Source organism: Marisediminicola senii (assembly GCF_011057645.1).
GTDB classification, from domain to species: domain Bacteria; phylum Actinomycetota; class Actinomycetes; order Actinomycetales; family Microbacteriaceae; genus Marisediminicola; species Marisediminicola senii.
In genome coordinates this window covers 197,107-212,789 of sequence record NZ_JAALGE010000002.1, presented here as the reverse complement: position 1 = coordinate 212,789, position 15,683 = coordinate 197,107, and the positions used below count along the sequence as shown (strand labels likewise).

The window sequence follows — 15,683 nt, the reverse complement described above, 5'->3', positions numbered from 1 at the left end:
TCCTCCGCGGCACCGCTCGTGCGCATCATCCGTGAATTTCGTCCGCAGGTCGTGCACACCTACGACGAGACCGGCGGGTACCCGCACCCCGACCACATCCGCACCCACGCGATCGCGATGTACGCCATCGAGGCGGCGGCCGACGCCGCACGGTACCCCGAGGCCGGCCCCGCCTGGACGGTCTCCAAGGTCTACTACGACCGCATCTTCAACTCCGCCCGACTCGACGCGGTGTACGACCGCCTGGTCGAGACAGAGCCGGGCTCGGAGCGCACCACGAACATGGCCGAGCTCAAGGAGCGCATGGGGGAGCGGCTGGCCGAGCGCCCCCTGACCGCGACGACGCACATCCCGTGCGGTGAGTTCTTCGACACGCGTGACGCGGCCCTGCGCTCGCACGCCAGCCAGGTCCCGCCCGACAGCCGGTTCTTCTTCTGGCCGAACGACCTGCAGCGCGAGGTGTGGCCGTACGAAGACTACGAACTCGCCGTCTCCCACGTGGAGACCTCGCTTCCCGAGAGCGACTTCTTCGCGGGCATCGACGACGACGGAGCCGGTGACGGCGACCTCGGGAGCGCATCCCGCAGTACCGAACAGAGGGTGGCATCATGACCGCGGCAGCATTCGTGACGACCATCGGCGCCCGGTTCGAGACCGAGGAGTTCGACCCCAACACCGTTACCCCCGGCGTGCTCGGTTTCATCGCAATCTTTCTCGTCGCGGCCGTCGCCGTGTTGCTCGTGCTCGACATGACGCGGCGCGTGCGTCGAACCCGCTACCGCGGCGAGATCAAGGAACAGCTCGATGCCGAGGAGGCCGAGGCCGCCGCGGTGGCCGAGGCCGAGCGTGCGCTGCGCCGCGACCAGCCGGAGTAGCTCCCGCGAGCTGTTCGGCGCCCTGTTCGGCTAGCCGAACACCGGCGGGTCGGTCGCGACCAGAAAGATGCCGGTCCAGTGGCACAGGAACGCGGCGAGCGTCAGCGTGTGGAAGATTTCGTGGAACCCGAACGTGCCGGGGACCGGGTTCGGCCGCTTGAGCGCGTAGACGACGGCACCCACGGTGTAGCAGAGCCCGCCCACCAGGATGAGCGTCATCATCGTCGCGTTCGCGGCGTAGAAGTCGACGATGAACGCCAGGGCGGCGTAGCCGAGCAGCAGGTACAGCGGAACGTACAGCCAGCGTGGCGCCCCGATCCAGAAGATGCGGAATAGGATGCCGAGGCCGGCGCCACCCCAGACCAGCCAGAGCAACAGCGTCGACTTGGGCTCCGGCAGGGCTAGCACCGTGATGGGCGTGTACGACCCCGCGATCAGCAGGAAGATGTTGGCGTGGTCCATGCGCTTGAGCAACAGGCGCGTGCGCTCGCTCCAGTCGAAGCGATGGTAGAGCGCCGAGATGCCGAACAGCAGCATCGACGACGCGACGAAAACCGCTGAGCTGATCTTGGCCGCCGACCCCTCGGCCGCGGTGATCAGCACGATGCCGAGCACGATGGCGAGCGGGAAGGTGCCCGCGTGGATCCACCCCCGCCAGGTCGGCTTGCGATCGGCCAGGTCGATGGCATCGTCGAGAAGAGGAATATTCGGGATGTCGGAGCCGGGCTCGTCATCCACGTCGACTTCGTCAGGGCGCCGTGTCATCCGCCCAGTGTATTCCGCTCGCCGGGCCGGTATTCCGCGCCGGCCGCGCCCTGACGCCGAGCGTTCGCGCAGGTGGGTTAGCGTAGTGGCGTGCCCAAACGAGACGCTCCTCTCGGCCGCGGCCTGCTCTATGGGCTGTACCAGAATCGCATCCGGCGGTGGCTCGGCTCCCAGCCGCTGCCTCGCCACATCGCCATGATCCTCGACGGAAACCGTCGCTGGGCCAAGCAGCGCCTGCTCGAGACCGCAGCCCACGGACACCGTGCGGGGGCGGCCAAGTTCCGCGAGTTCCTCATCTGGTGCGACGACCTCGACATCGACGTCGCCACCCTCTACCTGCTGTCGACCGACAACCTCACCGGCCGGCATTCCGAGGAGCTCGACGGGCTGTTCGAGATCATCGCCGACCTCGCCGAAGAGCTCTCGCAGTTTCGCGACTGGCGCGTGCAGCACGTCGGGCAGACCGACGGCCTGCCCGACGCGCTCGTGAAGAGCCTGGCCGACGCCCAGGAGCGCACGAAAGACAACACCGGGCTGCACGTGAACCTCGCGGTGGGCTACGGCGGCCGGCGCGAGATCGCCGACGCCATGCGCAGCATCGTGCGCACCCACGAGAGCGAGGGCGGTGCACTCGAGACCCTCGCCGAGATCCTCACCCCCGAGCTCATCGGCGATCACCTCTACACCGGGGGGCAGCCCGACCCCGACCTGGTGATCCGCACCTCCGGCGAGCAGCGCCTCAGTGACTTCATGCTCTGGCAGAGCGCGCACAGCGAGTTCTACTTCGTCGAGGCGCTCGGTCCCGACCTCCGCGAGGTCGACTTCCTCCGCGCGCTGCGCGACTACGCGCGGCGTCACCGTCGCTTCGGCAGCTGAGCCGCCACCCGCATTCGACGGGGCGATTCAGGGCCATTCGAAACAGACGCGACGCGGGGAGTTAACCCGCAAGACACGCACTGAACGTGTGTCGTATTGCCGGGGCCGAGGAGACAGACGTAGTTTCAAGTCATCAGGTATGTCGCCTGATCGAGACGGCCACGCAAGTTCGTTTCGGTATAGCTAGCCGGCCGTCGGTATGACTGGATCCGGGTGCCGGGCACCCGGGGATGGAGTACTTGTGCCCCCCATCAACACCACCACCTCGACGGGCAACACCGCAGCGAAGGCCAGCACCACCCAACGGACGTATGTCGTAGACACGTCCGTTTTGTTGTCTGACCCGAAAGCGATCTTCCGCTTCGCGGAACACCAGGTCGTACTGCCCGTCGTGGTGATCGCCGAGCTCGAAGCCAAGCGCAACGACCCGGAGATCGGGTATTTCGCACGGCAGGCCCTGCGCAACCTCGACGAGCTCCGCGTGCAGCACGAGCGGCTCGACTTTCCGATCGCCGTCGGGGAAGACGGCGGATCGCTCAGGGTCGAGCTCAACCACTCGGCGATGTCGGTGCTGCCCTCCGGCCTGCAGCTGGGAGACAACGATTCGCGGATCCTCGCCGTCGCACTGAACCTCGCCAACGAGGGCCTCGCAGTGACCGTGGTGTCGAAGGACCTGCCGCTGCGCGTCAAAGCAGCATCCATCGGCCTGGCCGCCGAGGAGTACCGGGCAGAGCTCGCCGTCGACTCCGGCTGGGTGGGCACCGACGACATCACGCTGTCGGCCGACCAGATGCAGCGCCTGTACGCCGACGAACGCCTGCACACCCGGGTCGTCGCTGACATCCCGATCAATACCGGCCTCGTCGTGCACTCCGACCGCGGGTCGGCCCTCGGCAGGGTCACCGCGCGCGGCGAGATGCGCCTTGTGCGCGGCGACCGTGACATCTTCGGGCTGCACGGGCGCTCCGCTGAGCAGCGGTTCGCCATCGACATGCTGCTCGACCCCGAGATCGGCATCGTCTCGCTCGGCGGCAGCGCGGGAACCGGCAAGTCGGCCCTCGCGCTGTGCGCCGGCCTCGAGGCCGTGCTCGAGAAGCAGCAGCACCGCAAGATCATGGTCTTCCGCCCGCTGTACGCGGTCGGCGGTCAGGAACTCGGATTCCTGCCGGGGGATGCCTCCGAAAAGATGAACCCGTGGGCGCAGGCGGTCTTCGACACCCTCGGTTCGGTGGTGTCGCCGAACGTGCTCGACGAGGTGCTCGAGCGCGGGTTGCTCGAGGTGCTGCCGCTGACACACATCCGTGGGCGCTCGCTGCACGATGCGTTCGTGATCGTCGACGAGGCGCAGTCGCTCGAGCGCAACGTGCTGCTCACGGTGCTCAGCCGCATCGGGCAGAACTCGCGGGTGGTGCTCACGCACGATGTCGCCCAGCGCGACAACCTGAGGGTGGGTCGTCACGACGGCGTCGCATCCGTCATCGAGACCCTCAAGGGGCACCCGCTGTTCGGCCACATCACCCTGATGCGGTCGGAGCGGTCGGCCATCGCGGCGCTGGTGACCGAGATGCTGGAGTCCAACGACCTGAATTGACAGTTCCTTACGAACTGACGACAGGAGGGGTGCCAGACGGGCCGCAAGCGCTTAGGGTCGAGAAATGACGCTACTGCCCGCGGTTCTTCTCGGCTCGCTGGCACTCGTCTTCGTGTGGGGGCTCATCTCGCCCCGCACCCAGTGGATGGTGCTGGTCGGCTGGACCCGGTCCGACTTCAGGGCGAGCGAACCGGGGCGCGCGGTCTACAACGCGTCCCGGTTCGTCTCGCTCGTCGGGGTGCTCACCATCCTCGCGATGGTGCTCGCGTGGGCGGTGGGCGGCCTGACCTTCGGCGGCCCGCAGTCGAGCCGGCCGCCGAGCGTCGCCGAGCGGGTGTGGGGAGAGCCGAGGGCCTACGTGGTCGACCGGGTATTCAGCGCGGTGGGGGAGCCGCCGGCCGGGCTGGTCGACCAGCGGGTCTCTGGCTACCAGTTCGTGCAGGCCGACCTGCGCAGCCCCGCCTACCTGTGGGAGACCGGCGCGATCCGCGCGGCGGGGCAGGCCGCGCAGCCCGGATTCATCGGCGTGCAGCCCATTCCCGAGTCGGTCGCCCTCGACACGGCCGACATCGTCGTGCACGTGCGGGCAGACGAGCGCTGCATTCCGCAGCAGGTGATGCTGCGGGGAGTCGAGGGTGCGGTGCAGGTCGGCGTGTTCTTCGGCCAGCCGATCCCGGCGGACGGCATCCCCACCGACGCCAGCGACGACTGCGCACAGGAGCCGGAGGAATCCGCGGCGCGGGCCTACCTCATCCCGATCGACCTCACGGAACCGCTCGGCGACCGGTCGGTGCAGACACTCGACGGCACGCCCGTCGCACTGGTGCCCGCCCCGGGCGACTAGGGCGCCGAGGCGGGCAGCGGGTCAGGAACTGCGGCGAACTAGCCGCAGGTCCGACCCGCAGGTCAGACCGGCGCCCGGCTCAGACCGGCGGGCGGGTCATTGCGACGAGCTCGGTCAGACCGGCGGGCGGGTCATCGCGAGCACGTCGAGGGCGGTGTCGAGCTGCTCCTCCGACACCTCGCCGCGCTCCACGAAACCGAGGTCGATGACCGACTCGCGCACGGTGATGCCCTTGCTCACGGCGTTCTTCGCGACCTTCGCCGCGGCCTCGTAGCCGATGACCCGGTTGAGCGGCGTGACGATCGACGGCGACGACTCCGCGAACGCGCGGGCCCGCTCGACGTCGGCCTCGAGCCCGTCGATGGTCTTGTCGGCCAGCACCTTGGTCGAGTTGGTGAGCAGGCGGACTGACTCGAGCAGCGCGGTGCCCATCACGGGGATGGCGACGTTGAGCTCGAACGACCCGGAGGCTCCGGCCCACGCGATGGTGGCATCGTTGCCGATCACGCGCGCGCCGACCATGAGCACGGCCTCGGGAATGACCGGGTTGACCTTGCCCGGCATGATCGATGAACCGGGCTGCAGGTCGGGAATGCGCAGTTCGCCGAGGCCGGTGTTCGGGCCCGATCCCATCCAGCGCAGGTCGTTGCAGATCTTGGTGAGGCTGACCGCGATGACGCGGAGGGCTCCGGATGCCTCCACCAGCCCATCGCGTGCACCCTGGGCCTCGAAGTGGTCGAGGGCCTCGGTCAGCGGCAGCCCGGAATCCTCGGCCAGCAGCGCGATGACCTGCTGCGAGAAGCCGGCGGGGGTGTTGATGCCCGTTCCGACTGCCGTGCCCCCGAGCGGCACCTCGGCGACGCGCGGGATGGTGGCTTCGACGCGGGCGATGCCGAGCCGCACCTGGCGGGCGTAGCCGGCGAATTCCTGCCCGAGGGTCACGGGCGTGGCATCCATCAGGTGGGTGCGACCCGACTTGACGACGGTCGCCCACTCGGCGGCCTTCGCCTCCAGGGCGACGGCGAGGTGGTCGAGCGCCGGAATGAGGTCGTGCAGCAGCGCGCCTGTCACCGCGACGTGCACTGAGGTGGGAAAGACGTCGTTCGACGACTGCGAGGCGTTGACGTGGTCGTTGGGGTGCACCCGCTCGCCGCGCAGGCCCGATGCCATCGTCGCGAGTACCTCGTTCATGTTCATGTTCGACGAGGTACCACTGCCGGTCTGGTACGTGTCGACCGGGAACTGGTCGTGGTGGTCGCCGTCGATCAGGCGGTCGGCTGCGCCCACGATGGCGTCGGCGATGCCCTGGTCGAGGATGCCCAGCCGGCTGTTGATCACGGCCGCGGCACGCTTGACCCTGGCGAGCGCCACGATCTGCGCGGCTTCGAGACCGGAGCCGGAGATCGGAAAGTTCTCGACCGCACGCTGGGTCTGCGCACCGTAGAGGGCGGTGGCGGGAACGCGCACCTCGCCCATGGTGTCGTGCTCGATGCGGTATTCGATGGGGGAGCTGCTCACGTCGATGTGCTTTCTGCTGGCCGGTCGGTGGATTCGGTCGTGGTTCAGATGGCGGGGGTCGGCTCGATCTCGCCGACGACGATGTCTTCGACCACGCGGCCCTCGAGCAGCCGGTAGTTCGCCCCCACCACGGCCAGCGTACCCGCGGCGACGGCGTCGCTGATGAGCTCGGAGACCTGCAGCAACTCGCCGATGGTGTCGCGCAGGTGCTCGCGCCCGACCTCGTGGCTGTCGAGCGCGCCGGGGTCGATGGGGTCGTGGGGGATACCGGCGACCCGGCGCACCGCGGGCACGATGGCCGAGACCAGCCCGGCGATATGCGGTGGGAGCGCCGCGGCATCTGGGCCCTGCGAATCCATCGCGGCCCGCACGGCGCCGCACTCGTCGTGGCCGAGCACGACGATGAGCGGAACGTTCAGCACCGCGACAGCGTATTCGAGCGAGCCGATCACGCTGTCGGAGATGATCTGCCCGGCGTTGCGCACCACGAACAGGTCGCCGATGCCCTCGTCGAAGATGATCTCGGCGGCGAGGCGGGAGTCGCTGCACCCGAACAGCGCCGCGCGGGGCTCCTGCACGGTGGCGAGCTGGGCGCGCCGGTCGACGTCCTGCCGCGGGTGCTCCGGCGTTCCGGCGACGAAGCGCTCGTTACCGTCGCGCATCTCCTGCCACACGGCCGCGGGTGTTCTGAGTTCGGTCATTGGTCGCCTGCTCCTTGCAGTTCAGAGATGACGGATGCCGCGAGCACGGCGAATTCGTCCTCGCTCGCGGTGCCGTGCAGAAGAACCGGGGTCTCGCCGATCGTCGCAGCGAGCGAGAACGCGTAATTGCCCGCATCGTCGTTGTCACGCCGGTCGTAGACGTCCCATTCCACGCCGCCGATCTGCTGCGTGGAGGTCGGGCCACCGCGGCCGAGTTTCTGCGCGATCCACCCCGGGGTGGGGTCGATACCCTGCTCGAGGGCGATGAAGCGGTCCTCCGGGGTGAGGAAACCGATGTACCAGGTGAAGCTCTCGTCGAGGGCGGGTTCGAGCTCGGCGCGGTTGGCGGACCACTCCGGGGGCAGCACGGGGGTGGCGAGCTGCTGGTCGACCCCCGGTTGCGCCTGTGCGGCGACGGTCACGTAGTCGGTGGGCTCTGCCGGCGGCTGGTCGGGGCGCACGACGACGAGCACAATGAGCAGCACGATCGCGAGCGATGCGCCGAGGGCGAGCAGCAGGTTTGAGATGGTCTGGTTGGTGCGGTGCTTGATGCTCGCCGCGGCCTTACGGGCTGCGGTCTCTTCTGGAGTCTCCGGCCGACCGAGTTCGGCGACGATGCGCCCCTGCTTTGCCACGAATCGCCGCCCGTTACCGTGCGCCGTTGCCGCGAGCGGCGTCGAGCCGTGCCTTCGCGCCGATGAGCCATTCGTCGCAGCGCTGGGCGAGGGCCTCGCCACGCTCCCAGAGGGAGAGGGACTGCTCCAGGGTCGATGACCCCTGCTCGAGCTCGGATACCACCGCGATTAGTTCGTCGCGGGCCTGCTCGTAACTGAGCTCGGCGACGTCGGTCTTTTCTCTGTCTGCCACGGGCCCAGTCTACCGAGGGGTCGCCTGGTCAGACGGCGGGCCGTCGACCGTCGTGGAGACGGTTCCCTTGGCGAGGGTGAGCAGGAGGCGGTCGCCGTGACGGGCGGCGGCACCGTCACGGAGGATGGAGCCGTCAGGGAGCTGCGCGATCGAGTAGCCGCGCTCGAGGGTGCGCTGCGGCGAGAGGGAACGCAGGTGCGAGCGCAGCCCGTCGACCCGATCGGCGGCCCGCTCGAGGCGCACCTGCACGAGTTCGTGGCTGCGGCCGATGTACCTGCCGAGCTCTTCGGAGCGCGAATCGACTATCCAGTCGGCGTTCGCGACCACCGGTCGCGACCGCAGCTGTTCGAGCCGGTCGATCTCGCGGCTGACGAGGGTGGTCATGCGCATGCCGAGCCGGGCCCGAACCTGACGTACCTTGTCGAGTTCTTCGGCGACGTCGGGTACGACGCGCTTGGCGGCGTCGGTGGGGGTGGAGGCGCGCAGGTCGGCGACGTCGTCGAGCAGCGGCCGGTCGGCCTCGTGCCCGATCGCGCTGACCAGGGGAGTGCTGCACGCCGCTGCGGCGCGCACGAGGGCCTCGTCGCTGAACACCAGCAGGTTCTGAAAGTCGCCGCCCCCACGCGCGACGATGATCACGTCGACCGTCGGGTCGCCGTCGAGCTCCCGGATGGCCGCGGTCACCTCGGCCGCCGCCCGGTCACCCTGTACCGCCGCGTGCACGACCCGGAACTCGACCGAGGGCCAGCGCAACTGCGCGTTTCGGAGTACGTCTTTCTCGGCATCCGAATCCCGACCCGTGATGAGCCCGATGCGACCGGGAAGGAACGGCAGGGCGCGCTTGCGGCTCGCGTCGAACAGGCCCTCTGTGCGGAGGGTCTGGCGCAGCCGCTCGAGCCGTTCGAGGAGGTCGCCGAGTCCGACGTGACGCATCTCGAACACCTGCATCGTGAGAGTGCCGCCCTTGACCCAGTAGTTGGGCTTGAGGAGCGCCACCACGCGGTCGCCCTGCTTGAGGTCGTCTGGCAACTTGGCGCGCACCGACGACCAGATGGTGAAGCCGATGGTGGAGTCGACGGCGAGGTCCTTGAGCTTGCCGTAGACCGTTCCGCCGGAGATGCCCCACTGGGTGATCTCACCCTCGACCCAGACGGTGCCGAGGCGGTCGATCCAGCCCTTGATCTTGGCCGACAGCAGGGCAACCGGCCACGGCTCGTCGACGGTGGCGGGCGGGGTGACGATCGTCATGCGTTCGAGTCCTCGCTGTGGTGGTCATGGTGTTGTGGTGGTCGTGGTGCGGTGGTGTCGTGTCGTGTCGTGTCGCCGAGGTCGTGCGGCGTGGTCGTGGTGTCGGTCGGCGCCCAGCGACCTGACCGTACACTGGACGCGTGAGCAATATCACCAACGGCGCCATGGTCGTCGACCTCGAAATGCCCCGCATTCCGCAGGTTCGCAACAGGCTAAAGGATACCCCGGTCACCGGCACGAAACGGGTGCTGCTTGCTGCGCCCCGAGGCTACTGTGCAGGAGTGGACAGGGCGGTCATCGCCGTCGAGAAGGCCCTCGAACGCTTCGGCGCCCCGGTCTACGTGCGTAAGCAGATCGTGCACAACATCCACGTCGTGTCGACGCTCGAGAAGCAGGGTGCGATCTTCGTCGACGAGGTCGGCGAGGTACCCGGGGGATCCCACATTGTGTTCTCCGCCCACGGCGTCTCGCCCGCCGTCGTGCAGGGTGCGGCCGACCGCAACCTCGACGCCATCGACGCCACCTGCCCCCTCGTCACCAAGGTGCACCGCGAGGCCGTGCGTTTCGCCCGCGACGACTTCGACATCCTCCTGATCGGCCACGCTGGCCACGAGGAGGTCGAGGGCACCATGGGTCACGCGCCCGAGCGCACCACCCTGGTCAACAGCCCGGCCGATGTCGCAACCCTCGAGGTGCGCGACCCCGACAACCTCGTCTGGCTCAGCCAGACCACCCTCAGCGTCGACGAGACGATGGAGACCGTCGCCCTGCTGCGCGAGCGGTTCCCCAACCTGCACAACCCGCCGAGCGACGACATCTGCTACGCCACCCAGAACCGCCAGGTGGCCATCAAGAAGGTCGCCGAAGACGCCGAGCTCGTGATCGTGGTCGGTTCGGCCAACAGCTCGAACACCGTGCGCCTCGTCGACGTCGCGCTGGAGTACGGGGCAAAGGCCGCCTACCGGGTGGACTACGCGAGCGAGATTCGCCAGGAATGGCTTGACGGCATCTCGACGGTCGGCGTAACGTCCGGCGCATCCGTTCCCGAAGTCCTCGTCCAGGAAGTACTCGACGACCTGGCCGATGCTGGCTACGGCGACGTGCAGCAGGTCGTGACGGCCGAGGAAGACCTCATGTTCTCGTTGCCGAAAGAATTGCGCAAGGATGCCGCCGGGCAGCCCGATTCACGGGGACTCGGCGGTCGCACCCGAAAACTCGATTGGCAGAGATGACGAACGACGAACGACCGCGGCCCCGCTACGGCGAATACGCGACTCCGCAGCAGCAGGCGGAGACCGTGGCGCACTCCCTTCCTCCCGTGCCTCCCGTGATCATGCCCGCCGACCACGCCGGCGCGGTCTCCCCGGTACCGACACCACCGGCGGCTGGCACCACCGGGCCCACTGCGCCCGGTGCGCCCGGCGCCCCCCGCACCCGGCGCCGCTGGGACCTCATCCTCAGCGTCGCCCTACTCGCCTACGGGCTATTCACCGTGCTGAGCGGGCTCGTGCAGTACTCCAACCTCGGCGCGATGATGCAGCAGGTCTACGACACCCAGGGCGTCGGCGACTTCACCGAATACGACCTCGCCCGCACCATCGGCTTCACCCTGATCGTCGTCAACACGGTCATCTACGCGATCACGCTCTACATCACCGTGCGGTTGCTGCGCGCGACGCGCCTGGCGTTCTACGTTCCACTCATTGCGGGTGTGCTGGCCTCGATCGTCACCGTCGGGCTCATCGTCACGCTGATGCTGTCGGACCCCGCGTTCGTCACCTACCTCGGCAACGCGTCCTGATCCGATAGAGCCATCGCGCCCCGGTAACGACACCGCGGGCGCACCGACCGAAGTCGATGCGCCCGCGTTTAGCCTGAGTACGGCGGTGCCGGGGCGGCTCACGCCGCCGCCGGCCCGTCGCTACTTACCGGAGTGGCCGGCCGAGCCGAGCTGGCGGGTCGCGTCGACGACGCGCGCGGCCATCGCGGTCTCGGCGATCTTGCCCCAGGAGCGGGGGTCGTAGACCTTCTTGCTGCCCACTTCGCCGTCGACCTTGATGAAGCCGTCGTAGTTCTTCAGTACGGTGTCAGCGATCGAGCGGCTGTACGCGTATTGCGTGTCGGTGTCGATGTTCATCTTGATGACGCCGTTGGCGACCGCGGTGGCGATCTCGTCGTCGGTCGAGCCGGAGCCACCGTGGAACACGAGGTCGAGGGGGAGCGGGCCGGTTCCGTACTTGGCCTGGATGCCGGACTGGATCTCGCCCAGCAGCTCTGGACGGAGCTTCACGTTGCCCGGCTTGTACACGCCGTGGACGTTGCCGAACGTAAGGGCGGCGATGTAACGGCCCTGGTCGCCCATGCCGAGTGCTTCGACGGTGGCGATGACGTCATCGAGCGTCGTATAGAGCGAGTCGTTGATGTCGTGGCTGACGCCGTCTTCTTCGCCTCCGACAACGCCGATCTCGACCTCGAGGATGGCGTTGATGGCCTTCATGCGGGGGAGCAGGGTCTTCGCGATCTCGAGGTTCTCCTGCAGCGGCACGGCCGAGCCGTCCCACATGTGGGACTGGAAGATCGGGTTGCCACCGGCGCGAACCTGCGCCTCGGATGCCTCGATGAGCGGCATGACGAAGCCGGCCAGGGCGTCCTTGGGGCAGTGGTCGGTGTGCAGGGCCACGGTGACCGGGTAGTTCTTGGCGACCTCTGTCGCGAACGCGGCGAACGCGAGAGCTCCGGACGCGCGGTTCTTGACGGACTGTCCGGCTAAGTAGTCGGCGCCGCCGGTGGTCACCTGGATGATGCCGTCGGATCCGGCCTCGGTCAGGCCCTGGAGCACCGAGTTGATGGTCGACGAAGACGACACATTGATGGCGGGGTAGGCGAACCCGCCCTGCTTGGCCTTGGCGAGCATTTCGGCGTACTGCTCCGGGGTTGCGACAGGCATGTTCTCTCCTAGTGGGGCGGGCGTCCGTGCGATATGGACGTCTGTGAAAGTCTAGCGAGGCCCCGATCTAAACTGACGGCGGAGGCCGGTCGGCGTCTGTCGAGCAACGAGGAGCGTGACATGGCCCGCAAGTCGCTCGTCAGCACCGTGTCAGACGCACTGCTCGATGCCATCGTGCGCGGCGAGATCGCGGCCGGCCAGGCGCTGCCGACCGAGGCCGAGATCGGCGCGGCGCACGACGTGAGCCGCATGACCGTGCGCGAGGCGCTCAAGACCCTGCAGGCGCAGAACGTGGTGCGATCCCTCCCCGGCCGGGGCACCTACGTCAACCCGGTGACCGCCTGGACCGACCTCGACCCGATCCTCCGCGCGACGACCGAGGGGGCGGGAGACCAGTCCGCCGCGTCGCAGCAGCTCGTCGAAGTGCGTCGCATGATCGAGACCGGCGCCGCCGCACTCGCGGCTACCCGGCGCACCGACGCCGACCTCGACAGCCTCGAAGAACAGCTGGGACGGATGCGGCTGGCGCACGACACCGACGACCTGGCGGGTTTCGTCGGGGCCGATATCGCCTTTCACGACGTCATCCTTCGGGCGACGGGCAACGTGTTCGTCGGCGTGCTGTTCGAGCCGCTCGCGCGGGTGATGCTCGTCAAGCGGGAGCAGACCTCCGCCGTGCCGCAGATCCAGGTCAACGCGATCGCGCAGCACGCCCTCATCCTCGAGGCGCTGCGCTCCGGCGATCCGGAGCGCAGCCGCATCGCCATGGACGACCACATGACGCAGACCGCGAACGACCTGAAACGGTTCGTTCTCGGCGGGGGCTGATCCGCCGACAATTCGCCCGGGCCGGCGGGTGGTAGTCGCGCCACCTCTTGTATCCGCCGGCCCCACGAGTAAGATGTCAGACATCAGACTACGAGGGAGTATCCGATGACCGATCCCGCCAGCCCGCAGGCGACGCCCCCGCGCGCTCTACTCGCCTCCACCGCGCTCGCCTCGATCGTGCTCGCCGAGTTTCCCGCCGAGCGTGAGGTCGACCCCGCCGAGGTGCGCGCGACCGTCGAGGCGTCTGGCGTCGTGCTCGTCGTGCTCGACGACGACCCGACCGGCACGCAGTCGGTGGCCGACCTGCCCGTGCTCACTGCGTGGGAGCGCAGCGACATCCATTGGGGCCTCCGACAGGGCGCACCCGCGATTTACGTACTCACCAACACGCGCAGCCTCGACCCGGCGACCGCACAGCAGCGCAACCGCGAGATCGTGCAGAACACCCTCGCCGCCTCCGCTGAGCTCGGCGTCCCCGTCGCCTTCGTGAGCCGCAGCGACTCCACGCTGCGCGGCCACTTTCCGCTCGAGACCGACACCATCGCCGCAACGCTCGCCGACTCTGGCGCCGACGCGATCGACGGCGTGGTCATCGTGCCCGCCTTTCCCGATGCGGGCCGCGTCACGATCGGCGGCACCCACTACATGCGCTCCGGTGACGAGCTCACCCCGGTCGCCGAGACCGAGTTCGCCCGCGATGCGACCTTCGGCTTCACCAGCAGCGACCTTCGCGAATACGTGGACGAGAAGACGGCCGGCCGGGTGCGAGCCGCCGACGTGGTGACCCTCCACCTCGGCATCATCCGCGCGGGCACCGAGGCGATCGCCGACGCGCTCCGCGACGTGACCGGCGGCACCCCGATCGTCGTCGACGCAGTCACCGAGAACGACCTGCGCGCACTCGCGCTCGGACTCGCCGCCGCAGAGGCCGCCGGCAAGCGGTTCCTCTACCGCGTGGGCCCCCCATTCGTACGCGCGCGCATCGGCCAGGCCGTGCGTGCCCCGCTGACTGCGGCCGAGGTCTATGGGCCGGCTGGTTCCGACGCCGTCGGCGGTCTCGTGGTCGTCGGCTCCCACGTGGGCGTCACCACCCGGCAGCTCGCCCGGCTGACCGCCTCCCGCCCGGTCGCCCGCGTGCTCGAGGTCGACATCGCGGCGGTGCTCGACGACGCGCTCACCGACGCTCACCTCGACGCGGTGGTGGCCGACGCAACAGCGGCCCTGGCCACCGGTGACGTCGTGATCCACACCAGCAGAACCCTGAGGACGGCGGATGACGCGGCCGCGAGCCTCGACATCTCGCGGCGGGTATCCGCCGCCATCGTGCGCGTGGTGCAGCTCATCCTGGCCGCCCGCCCGCCCCGCTTCGTCGTCGCGAAGGGCGGCATCACCTCGAGCGACGTCGCCGCGCACGGGCTCGGCATCCGGCACGCCATCGTGCGCGGACCCATGCTCCCCGGCATCGTGTCGCTGTGGGAGCCCGTCGACGGGCCGGCCCGCGGCATTCCCTACATCGTCTTCGCAGGCAACGTCGGCGACGACGACTCCCTGGCCCGCGTCGTCGAGACCCTCGCCGCCCCATCCACCACCCATGAAAAGAGTTCTCATGTCACCGTCGACTGATTCCGCGAGTTCCGACACCGCAACTGCTGACTACTCCGTCGCCGTGCTCGGCCTGGGCGCGATGGGCCTGCCCATGGCCACCCGCCTCGCCAGCGAACTGACCGTGCACGGGTTCGACATCGCCGACCCGCGCCTGACCCTCGCCGCCGAGGCGGGCATCCTGCCCTTCGACTCCGCCCGCGGTGCCGTGACCGGTGTGGACGCCGTGGTGCTCGCGGTGCGCAACGGCGCCCAGCTCAACGACGTGCTGTTCGGCGACGACGGCATCGCTGGGTCGCTCGCCGAGGGCGCGGTGGTGATCATGACCAGCACCGTGGGCATCGCGGACGTCACGGCCGCCGCGGCCCGCCTCGCCACCACCGGAGTGCAGCTCGTCGACGCGCCCCTCAGCGGCGGACCGGTGCGTGCCGGGGCGGGCGACCTGCTCATCGTCGTCGGCGCCGAGCCCGCGGCGCGCCGAAAGGCGGCCCCGGTTCTCGACCTGCTCGCGTCGACGCTCAGCGTGATCGGCGACAAGCCGGGCGACGGGCAGGCGTTCAAGACCGTCAACCAGCTGCTGTGCGGCGTGCACATCGCCGCGGGAGCCGAGGCCCTCGCGCTCGCCGCCGCCCTCGGCCTCGACGTCGAAGCGACCCTCGCCACCCTCTCCGCGGGAGCGGCCGGGTCGTTCATGCTCGAAAACCGTGGACCTCGGATGCTGCAGGCCTACGACGACGACGGAGCGGAGGTGCTCAGCCGCCTCGACATCTTCGTCAAGGACATGGGCATAGTGACGTCGGCGGCCCGCGCCGAAGGTGTCGCAACGCCGGTAGCCGCAGCGGCCGAGCAGCTGTACCTGCTGGGCCAGGCAGCCGGGCTCGCGGCATCCGACGATTCCGCCATCATCAAGGTGATCGCGCCCACCCCACCCGCCTGACCCGACCGGGGCTGGCACGCCCCATTCCATCTCCACCCGTTCGCCCGCCTCGCTAGGCTGGGCGGCAGGTCGATTCGCCGGTGT

Annotated in this window: 17 protein-coding genes; 10 read left to right on the top strand and 7 right to left on the bottom strand. The window is 69.0% G+C overall.

Annotation, left to right across the window (positions count from 1 at the left end; genetic code table 11):
• A partial coding sequence (locus G5S38_RS02655; protein ID WP_201276555.1) for a PIG-L family deacetylase occupies positions 1-612 on the top strand: 612 nt, incomplete at its 5' end.
• The gene (locus tag G5S38_RS02650; protein ID WP_235928860.1) at positions 609-875 is read left to right on the top strand and encodes a hypothetical protein; all 267 of its coding nucleotides are present in this window, start codon (positions 609-611) and stop codon (positions 873-875) included. The genes G5S38_RS02655 and G5S38_RS02650, both read left to right, overlap by 4 nt.
• Before the next feature lie 30 nt (positions 876-905).
• Here G5S38_RS02650 and trhA read toward each other — a convergent pair whose 3' ends face one another.
• Positions 906-1,640: a PAQR family membrane homeostasis protein TrhA gene (gene trhA, locus G5S38_RS02645; RefSeq protein ID WP_165063912.1), complete on the bottom strand. Its 735-nt coding sequence runs from the start codon at positions 1,638-1,640 to the stop codon at positions 906-908.
• A gap of 90 nt (positions 1,641-1,730) precedes the next feature.
• Between trhA and G5S38_RS02640 the strand changes: the two genes are divergently transcribed.
• From G5S38_RS02640 to G5S38_RS02630, 3 genes are all read left to right on the top strand, one after another.
• Positions 1,731-2,516, top strand: coding sequence for an isoprenyl transferase (locus tag G5S38_RS02640; protein ID WP_165063909.1), 786 nt, complete (start codon positions 1,731-1,733; stop codon positions 2,514-2,516).
• A gap of 199 nt (positions 2,517-2,715) precedes the next feature.
• Positions 2,716-4,107 (top strand): PhoH family protein, encoded by a 1,392-nt coding sequence (locus tag G5S38_RS02635; protein WP_165063907.1) that lies wholly within the window; start codon positions 2,716-2,718, stop codon positions 4,105-4,107.
• A gap of 64 nt (positions 4,108-4,171) precedes the next feature.
• Positions 4,172-4,951, top strand: a complete 780-nt coding sequence (locus G5S38_RS02630; protein ID WP_165063906.1) for a hypothetical protein — start codon at positions 4,172-4,174, stop codon at positions 4,949-4,951.
• 114 nt (positions 4,952-5,065) lie between these two features.
• On the opposite strand, the gene G5S38_RS02625 is transcribed toward G5S38_RS02630, so the two are convergent.
• From G5S38_RS02625 to xseA, 5 genes are read right to left on the bottom strand one after another with little or no spacing between them, the layout of a single operon-like run.
• Entirely contained in the window at positions 5,066-6,469 is a 1,404-nt protein-coding gene (locus G5S38_RS02625) for a class II fumarate hydratase (RefSeq protein ID WP_407943818.1), read from the bottom strand.
• Between the two features lie 44 nt (positions 6,470-6,513).
• Positions 6,514-7,170, bottom strand: coding sequence for a carbonic anhydrase (locus tag G5S38_RS02620; RefSeq protein ID WP_165063904.1), 657 nt, complete (start codon positions 7,168-7,170; stop codon positions 6,514-6,516).
• The gene (locus tag G5S38_RS02615) at positions 7,167-7,805 is read right to left on the bottom strand and encodes a DUF4245 domain-containing protein (RefSeq protein ID WP_165063902.1); all 639 of its coding nucleotides are present in this window, start codon (positions 7,803-7,805) and stop codon (positions 7,167-7,169) included. The genes G5S38_RS02620 and G5S38_RS02615 overlap by 4 nt, the downstream gene beginning before the upstream one ends.
• 13 nt (positions 7,806-7,818) lie before the next feature.
• Positions 7,819-8,037 (bottom strand): exodeoxyribonuclease VII small subunit, encoded by a 219-nt coding sequence (locus G5S38_RS02610; RefSeq protein ID WP_165063900.1) that lies wholly within the window; start codon positions 8,035-8,037, stop codon positions 7,819-7,821.
• Positions 8,038-8,046: 9 nt separating this feature from the next.
• Positions 8,047-9,285, bottom strand: a complete 1,239-nt coding sequence (xseA, locus tag G5S38_RS02605; RefSeq protein ID WP_165063898.1) for an exodeoxyribonuclease VII large subunit — start codon at positions 9,283-9,285, stop codon at positions 8,047-8,049.
• 182 nt (positions 9,286-9,467) lie between these two features.
• Between xseA and G5S38_RS02600 the strand changes: the two genes are divergently transcribed.
• Together G5S38_RS02600 and G5S38_RS02595 are read left to right on the top strand one after the other, a co-directional pair.
• Entirely contained in the window at positions 9,468-10,517 is a 1,050-nt protein-coding gene (locus tag G5S38_RS02600; protein ID WP_165063944.1) for a 4-hydroxy-3-methylbut-2-enyl diphosphate reductase, read from the top strand.
• Positions 10,514-11,086, top strand: a complete 573-nt coding sequence (locus G5S38_RS02595; RefSeq protein ID WP_165063896.1) for a DUF6264 family protein — start codon at positions 10,514-10,516, stop codon at positions 11,084-11,086. Before G5S38_RS02600 ends, G5S38_RS02595 begins: the two co-directional genes overlap by 4 nt.
• Before the next feature lie 120 nt (positions 11,087-11,206).
• Here the strand turns inward: G5S38_RS02595 and fbaA are convergent, their stop codons facing one another.
• Positions 11,207-12,232 carry a class II fructose-bisphosphate aldolase gene (gene fbaA, locus G5S38_RS02590; RefSeq protein ID WP_165063894.1) on the bottom strand — a complete coding sequence of 342 codons (1,026 nt, stop codon included), beginning with the start codon at positions 12,230-12,232 and terminating at the stop codon, positions 11,207-11,209.
• A 120-nt stretch (positions 12,233-12,352) separates the two neighbouring features.
• Here fbaA and G5S38_RS02585 point away from each other — a divergent pair, with 120 nt between their 5' ends.
• From G5S38_RS02585 to G5S38_RS02575, 3 genes are all read left to right on the top strand, one after another.
• On the top strand, positions 12,353-13,060 hold the full coding sequence (locus tag G5S38_RS02585) for a FadR/GntR family transcriptional regulator (protein ID WP_165063891.1): 708 nt from the start codon (positions 12,353-12,355) through the stop codon (positions 13,058-13,060).
• 105 nt (positions 13,061-13,165) lie between these two features.
• The gene (locus G5S38_RS02580) at positions 13,166-14,683 is read left to right on the top strand and encodes a four-carbon acid sugar kinase family protein (protein WP_165063889.1); all 1,518 of its coding nucleotides are present in this window, start codon (positions 13,166-13,168) and stop codon (positions 14,681-14,683) included.
• A complete protein-coding gene (locus tag G5S38_RS02575; RefSeq protein WP_165063887.1) occupies positions 14,667-15,599 on the top strand; it encodes an NAD(P)-dependent oxidoreductase in 933 nt (310 codons plus the stop codon). The genes G5S38_RS02580 and G5S38_RS02575 overlap by 17 nt, the downstream gene beginning before the upstream one ends.
• The last annotated feature ends 84 nt before the right edge of the window (positions 15,600-15,683 follow it).

What these genes read in the sequence shown, in the direction of transcription:
- G5S38_RS02650 (WP_235928860.1), top strand. Translation starts at nt 609, where the DNA reads ATGACCGCGGCAGCATTCGTGACGACCATCGGCGCCCGGTTCGAGACC.
- trhA (WP_165063912.1), bottom strand. Translation starts at nt 1,640, where the DNA reads ATGACACGGCGCCCTGACGAAGTCGACGTGGATGACGAGCCCGGCTCC.
- G5S38_RS02635 (WP_165063907.1), top strand. Translation starts at nt 2,716, where the DNA reads ATGACTGGATCCGGGTGCCGGGCACCCGGGGATGGAGTACTTGTGCCC.
- G5S38_RS02630 (WP_165063906.1), top strand. Translation starts at nt 4,172, where the DNA reads ATGACGCTACTGCCCGCGGTTCTTCTCGGCTCGCTGGCACTCGTCTTC.
- G5S38_RS02620 (WP_165063904.1), bottom strand. Translation starts at nt 7,170, where the DNA reads ATGACCGAACTCAGAACACCCGCGGCCGTGTGGCAGGAGATGCGCGAC.
- xseA (WP_165063898.1), bottom strand. Translation starts at nt 9,285, where the DNA reads ATGACGATCGTCACCCCGCCCGCCACCGTCGACGAGCCGTGGCCGGTT.
- G5S38_RS02600 (WP_165063944.1), top strand. Translation starts at nt 9,468, where the DNA reads ATGCCCCGCATTCCGCAGGTTCGCAACAGGCTAAAGGATACCCCGGTC.
- G5S38_RS02595 (WP_165063896.1), top strand. Translation starts at nt 10,514, where the DNA reads ATGACGAACGACGAACGACCGCGGCCCCGCTACGGCGAATACGCGACT.
- fbaA (WP_165063894.1), bottom strand. Translation starts at nt 12,232, where the DNA reads ATGCCTGTCGCAACCCCGGAGCAGTACGCCGAAATGCTCGCCAAGGCC.
- G5S38_RS02585 (WP_165063891.1), top strand. Translation starts at nt 12,353, where the DNA reads ATGGCCCGCAAGTCGCTCGTCAGCACCGTGTCAGACGCACTGCTCGAT.
- G5S38_RS02580 (WP_165063889.1), top strand. Translation starts at nt 13,166, where the DNA reads ATGACCGATCCCGCCAGCCCGCAGGCGACGCCCCCGCGCGCTCTACTC.
- G5S38_RS02575 (WP_165063887.1), top strand. Translation starts at nt 14,667, where the DNA reads ATGTCACCGTCGACTGATTCCGCGAGTTCCGACACCGCAACTGCTGAC.